At 64.7% G+C, this 431-nt stretch carries 1 pseudogene; it reads right to left on the bottom strand.

The features are described from left to right. Positions 1-431: pseudogene (locus AC5ZG1_RS44440) on the bottom strand (PAS domain-containing sensor histidine kinase); the annotation flags it as partial.

Below are 431 nucleotides of genomic sequence, written 5' to 3'. Positions count from 1 at the left end.
GCACCGGCACGACGATATCCATATTGCCCGATGCAACGCTGTCGGCCGCCGTGATCAGCAGCCGGATCGGCCGCACGATGCGGTCGGCGACAGCGATTGCCGTCCAGATCGCCGCAAGCAGCACGATCAGCGCGAAGCCGATGTAGAGCACGGCGAAGGCGATCTGCAGCGAGAAGCGGTTGGCCTCCATCGAGCGGTATTCGGTGGCGTTTTCCTCCATCATGCGCATGGCGCCCATGACCTTGGGATCGACGGCCCGCACCGTATAGAGAAATGTGCCCTGGATGGCATCGAGCTTGATAATGGCGCCGACGAGGTTGGTGACGCCGGGCGGAATCAGCGTCGGCTGGCCGGCCGCGGCCTTTTCCAGCGCATCCTGCGGAATGGCCGGCAGCGGCTTTTCCGTGGCGATGTCGGCCTGGACGACCACC

It is taken from the genome of Bradyrhizobium sp. Leo78, assembly GCF_059512425.1.
The sequence above is the reverse complement of the archived record's forward strand: the minus strand, read 5'-3'. Positions and strand labels throughout refer to the sequence as shown.